Source organism: Fulvivirga sp. M361 (assembly GCF_007097395.1).
GTDB lineage: Bacteria > Bacteroidota > Bacteroidia > Cytophagales > Cyclobacteriaceae > Fulvivirga.
Map to the genome: position 1 here is coordinate 1 of NZ_VKDC01000074.1, position 5,092 is coordinate 5,092.

6 protein-coding genes are annotated in these 5,092 nt (G+C 40.4%); 1 reads left to right on the forward strand and 5 read right to left on the reverse strand.

All coding sequences use genetic code 11. From position 1 onward, the window contains the following. Nucleotides 1–100: 100 nt before the first annotated feature. A complete protein-coding gene (locus tag FNH22_RS31395) occupies nucleotides 101–832 on the reverse strand; it encodes a phage integrase SAM-like domain and Arm DNA-binding domain-containing protein (RefSeq protein ID WP_143402499.1) in 732 nt (243 codons plus the stop codon). Nucleotides 833–1,321: 489 nt separating this feature from the next. On the opposite strand from FNH22_RS31395, the gene FNH22_RS31400 reads away from it, so the two are divergent. Continuing rightward, complete coding sequence (locus tag FNH22_RS31400) at nucleotides 1,322–1,543, forward strand: hypothetical protein (protein ID WP_143402500.1); 222 nt, start codon at nucleotides 1,322–1,324, stop codon at nucleotides 1,541–1,543. Nucleotides 1,544–3,304: 1,761 nt separating this feature from the next. Here FNH22_RS31400 and FNH22_RS31405 read toward each other — a convergent pair. The 4 genes from FNH22_RS31405 to FNH22_RS31420 form a co-directional block, all read right to left on the reverse strand. Further along, on the reverse strand, nucleotides 3,305–3,601 hold the full coding sequence (locus FNH22_RS31405) for a type II toxin-antitoxin system RelE/ParE family toxin (protein ID WP_143402501.1): 297 nt from the start codon (nucleotides 3,599–3,601) through the stop codon (nucleotides 3,305–3,307). After that, entirely contained in the window at nucleotides 3,598–3,879 is a 282-nt protein-coding gene (locus tag FNH22_RS31410) for a hypothetical protein (protein ID WP_143402502.1), read from the reverse strand. The genes FNH22_RS31405 and FNH22_RS31410 overlap by 4 nt, the downstream gene beginning before the upstream one ends. 63 nt (nucleotides 3,880–3,942) lie before the next feature. Continuing rightward, the gene (locus tag FNH22_RS31415) at nucleotides 3,943–4,227 is read right to left on the reverse strand and encodes a hypothetical protein (RefSeq protein ID WP_143402503.1); all 285 of its coding nucleotides are present in this window, start codon (nucleotides 4,225–4,227) and stop codon (nucleotides 3,943–3,945) included. Nucleotides 4,228–4,519: 292 nt separating this feature from the next. Further along, nucleotides 4,520–5,092, reverse strand: a 573-nt coding sequence (locus tag FNH22_RS31420) for a site-specific integrase (protein WP_221420394.1), incomplete at its 5' end; no start/stop codon positions are given.

Here is a 5,092-nt window from a genome sequence, read left to right on the forward strand (position 1 = left end):
AACTTATTCAACTCCGTTGAACTAAGTATTAATTTTGGTTTCTGTGTTGTACGCATCTTTGATAAGGTTTACCAAAGATATATATTGTTTGTTTGTAATACTATTTATAGAACGAAGTACTAGTATGCCAAATACCAGACCCATTCGTTAAGTGTAATTCTTCAATCGCGTATATTTCGCTTTCATCCAGTCCTATTTTAACGGTTTCGGGAAGTTTGATCCTTATTTTACCTTTACCAAATGGATAGTACTTTTGATCTACAATTCCATCGGAAATGGCACGATTAAACAGGAACCTGATGGTTATAAAGATGTTCATTACGGTTCGTTCACTTACTCCCCTATTGCTTCTTAAATAAACTTTCAGTTTTCTTAACAAGTGTTCGTCAATCTCATGAAAGCCTATGTCCTTGTTTCCTAGAAATTCCTTAAACCGATTAATCCTTCCACTGTCTCCACCGGCCTGGTTGAACTTTCTCTCTCTTTTCAGATCCTCAATATGTTCTTTGGCGAGTTCAAAGAACGTAACATTTTTACCCTCGCCTTTGATCATAGTTATGATCTGTTCTGCAGAATATTCCTTCTTCAAAGACTCCCTTTCCAGGATAAGGTCTTCGGCTTCAACCATTTTCTTGAGAATAAGGTTATTGAGGCGCTTATAGTTCGCGTGCGAAGACCTGACTTTTTTTGTTTTGTGGTCCCAGTCCTTTTCGTATACCCAATCAATACATATATATGTTGATTTTCTATCTTTTATAACTCTGAGTGTAATGGGATATCTCCCATCAGCCTTCTTTTTGCTTTTATATAATAGTATGTTGACAGATGCCATAATTCAATCATTGTTGTGCTAATATAAACGACTTGGTTTAAACATGGTTTAAACATGGTTTAAACATTTTGAGATTTTAAGCAGTTTCTGCCAAAGTCAATTCGACTAAAAATATTCTTTAAATCGCTATTATGAGCGTTTTAAGGCACTTTAGAAATCATTAGAGGCTTTATTTCTCAGGACTTAAAATCCTGTGGGCATTGCGCCCGTGCGGGTTCAAGTCCCGCCCCGGGTACACTGGTAATCAGCCAGTTAAGAGCTTCAAGAATATCTTGAAGCTCTTTTTTATTTGTGTAGGTACAACATAGGTACAACAGAAGGCAAATCTTATGGTTGCCAATAATTCCATCACATACTTATTGCCTAGCAATTGGTACTAATTCCTTTTATTCAAAAATTTATGTATTTTATGGAAAAATACATAGCGCCAACATTACAACTTATTCATTAGTTCGGTTTTGAAAGGCGTATAGTTTTAAAATAAGTAGAATGCTTTTAAACATTGTGGCTGAAAAGGGAGAGGACAGCTGGCATGTGATTCCTCCATTTGAACTGTATCCAATTCAAATCCAGATCATCTATTCGTTCTTGCCCTTGGAAAGTGTTGTATTTGTTCGCTTTGGTGGTAACTCGCTGATAATATCCGCTATGCCTCAGTCCAAAAGGATAGTAATTATCACGATTTTTTCGCTGTCCCCGTTTTTTGCCTAGTCTCTCCTGCAAAAAAATCCGATTGCTGCTAAGCCCTGTTTACCCAATGTTACAACACTTCAATAAGCCTTTACCCTCTCGTTTGAAGGTCATTAAAGATAAGATTTTATCCATGTAAATAGTGCGTCATAATCACCTTTAATAACTAGTATAAGGCCAACCAAGAAGGCTAAGTATTGCCACCATTTCCAATCTGGCGGCTTGATTTCAAGTCGTTTTATTTTGATCATTTTTTCAATATTTCACATAAATAGTTCCTCACTTGAGCAAAAGAAAGATTCAGCAAAAGTTTTTTTAAATCTGCGTTTCCAAGCTATCAAGAGCGATTATAAAATTTTAGGACGTAAGATCAGAGGACAGTTAAAACCGTGTTTAAAGCCTCCAGAGGCAGATTCAATAATAGACAACTGTGAATAGAGAGTTCAAAATGGATTTCTCAGAGGACAATTTGTTAAGTAAAAAATGCCTCTCTATGTCGGCAAGAGGGAATAAGGTGTTCAGTCGTTCAGCACAGCAGCTTCCCGTTCCGGCTCTCCCACATGCCCCAGCTCCCGTGAAGCCTTACTAGATTGTATTTCTCTACCTTCACTGGCTGTTCTCCCTACAGGTCAACCGCTCCGGCAAACCCGTCACCTGTAGCCACAGCATGAGTTAATCCGCACCTTACGCCCTCCCTCAGACACGCCAGACGGCAAAGCTCCGTACTTACTCCCCGAAGAAAAAAGCAAGGGTATACAAGCTTCGTTACACTACGTCCTTGCTTTTTTGCCCATCCTGCTTTTACCTACTTCTGCCGGCTTCGTTCGGGATGCGGTAACCAGGTGCGGAGATAAATGAGGTAGCTTTCGGCTCCGATTTTAAAGGAAGAGATAGCATGTCCTTACCAGCGCCCTGCCAGTTTGTAGTTCATAGCAAATAATCAGAGGGCTTGCAAAGCTTTTGTAACTGGTGCAAAATCATTCAAGGACTACCAAAAAGATAAAGCTCAGACAAGATTTCACACCAGCTACAAAAAACCGATGTGCGACTAGTTTGTACAACATTTTATTTTTTTCTTTTTGAGATTGTACAACCTTGTACAACATTTTTAAAAAAATATTTTCATGTTGTACAAAAGCAAAAATCGCTCTGTACAATCTCATTTCATTTTTATTTTTTTGTTGTACAAACCTCTATTCATTAACAGGAGGTTAGCAAGCTAATACCGTTTTTTGAGGTAAGTGCGCTTGGGGCAGTGGGAAGCTTGTGCAGCGTGCTTACCTCAAAAAAATGATGCAAGCCAACTGCTTATTAACTTCTGGTGGTATCGGCTCTTGGCGCTGCTAAGGACTACTGCAACGATAAAAACCCCATGATTGGGGTCTACCTTCATTCCATTTCGGCAGATAAATTGGGGTTGATCTTTCGCGAGACGCGTGCAAGTTCGACAGAAGCCGGGCAGGAAAAGGGTGATAGCCCGACTGACCGTGTCTGATGGAGGCCGCAGGAGAGCAATAATTCGGGCTGTGGTTTACTTTTTTACCCATAGCGCCGCTGGTGGCTTAATAACTCATCAAAAAAGTAAAAGGAAACAGCCGTGGCGAGGAACACAGGATGGGCAAGTGGAGTAAAAAGCAAGGTCAACCCCAGGGAGCTTGTATAGCCTTGCTTTTATGGAGCTCAGTTCCGGCCGAGTACCACAGGCACACCTTACCTAAATTACTGCCTTAAGCAGTAACAGCGCGGTAGCCTGGTGTGACCTGGGGAGGATATGCGCAGGGATTATTTTGTCTCGGGGTGTTGACTGGTGTGATAAACATTAAGGATCACAACGCTTTCCTCTCTGACCTGATAGACAACACGGTAACTCCATTGAAAAAAACGTCTGATATTCCCTGGGTTATCAGGATAATGCTCATCTACCTGATACAGGTTGGGATTTTTTGATAAGCTCTTAGCTATAGTGACAATCTTCTTTCTTACTTTCTTAGCACTGGGTGGAGATTCCAGCGCAATACGATCACAGTAATAATCTAACGAAGCTTTGGCTCGCTTAGACCAGGCTACTTTTTTATTCACAGATCCTTTTCCATTTCTTCCTGGGAGATAATTTCACCTCTATCCACTTCTGCGATCGCATCGTCAATCTCTCGTTTGTAAGCAGCCTGATTTAAAGGTTGGCCTTGGGCGGTATAAGCAATAATCTTATCCTCTTTAGACAATAGCTTTTTAACGTATTGCTCAAGTTTGGACAATACCTGTACATCGTCTGTTTCAGCGATATAATGATGTAAAATGGTTTTGATCTCTGCTATGCTATTCATACCTATCCCTTTTGGTAAAGATAACGGTTTCATTTTTCTTTTGGTTTAATTTATCTCATTCAAAGACAAAGGCCCAATCAAGGGCCTTTCAGTAGGTTAACCGGGCTTGTCAGACAGTAAATGAGCTTCTACCACCGCGTCACGTAATCGGTTCAGCTCCCGAAGGTGATACCTTTCTTCTGCCCGGTAAAAGCATTCACTTAATTGATAAAGAGTAAAACTGATCTCTCTCACTGCATTCTTGGGAACATCCCCTTCATCTACAAAATGTAAACTGTAAATGGCACGGTAAAGGTAATGGCTCAAACGGTCCTCATAACCGACAAATTCACTATTAACCAGCTTAAAAAGCTCACTAAAATCTTCTGGTAAGGCTTTCATTTAAAAAGGGTTTTGTGTTGTGTAATGGAAGGCACACCCCTTTAAAAGGCGGTGTGTGGTACTGTAAGTATCCCCACTCGAGGTTCGCAAAAACCTTATAGAAGGATAAAACAGCCCACACACCATGTAGTATACACGTTTACTCTCCTCATTCTTTCGGTAATAAAATTTGCAGTTTCGATTGAAGAACAAGGCTTAGTAGCCGTCAATGATATGTATAAAGTACCCGCGAAGGTACTCTTTTGGGCTGTTCTTTATCCTATGGGCTTCTGTTTTTATGATTCATGATCGCTTAGTTTCGGGTGAACAAGGTATTCAAGGGGTGGAGTCGGTCAATGTCGAGTTGTAAGCCTTCCATATCATTCTGCTGGTAAGCTTCTGTGGTTTGTATTTTTCGATGCCCGGCCATGTACTGTACCTCTCTTAGGTTGTATTGCTTCAACCAATGGGTAATCACACTGGCTTTGATCTGCTGGTTACTTTGAACTTGGGTATCTTGCTTTTGAAGGCGTTGGACTAACCGTTTGTGGATGTCACGGTATTCGGCATAGCCGGTAATTAATAGCTGTTGGCTGTCCTTCTGTTTAAAAGCTTCTTGCAATTCCTTTCGGGTTTGGTACATATACCGATCCAACTCAATGATCTGAACAGCTTGCAACGCTAGGGTACGTTCATTGTAGGTACGGCCGCCTTTGATATGGATCGTACCACTCATGATGCCGATATCTTCGGTAGTCAGCTTAGCTAGAGTCTGTCTATAAAGTCTATCGGGGTTAAAAAAGTAATAGATTAGTTGAAAAAAATGTGTTTCGGTAGTATTTTTCATAAAAAACGTTGAAACTATTAAACCAAGCCCTACTACAGT

Excerpts from the sequence above, each read along its gene's own strand:
- FNH22_RS31395 (WP_143402499.1), bottom strand. The coding sequence starts at position 832 with ATGGCATCTGTCAACATACTATTATATAAAAGCAAAAAGAAGGCTGAT.
- FNH22_RS31400 (WP_143402500.1), top strand. The coding sequence starts at position 1,322 with ATGCTTTTAAACATTGTGGCTGAAAAGGGAGAGGACAGCTGGCATGTG.
- FNH22_RS31410 (WP_143402502.1), bottom strand. The coding sequence starts at position 3,879 with ATGAAACCGTTATCTTTACCAAAAGGGATAGGTATGAATAGCATAGCA.
- FNH22_RS31415 (WP_143402503.1), bottom strand. The coding sequence starts at position 4,227 with ATGAAAGCCTTACCAGAAGATTTTAGTGAGCTTTTTAAGCTGGTTAAT.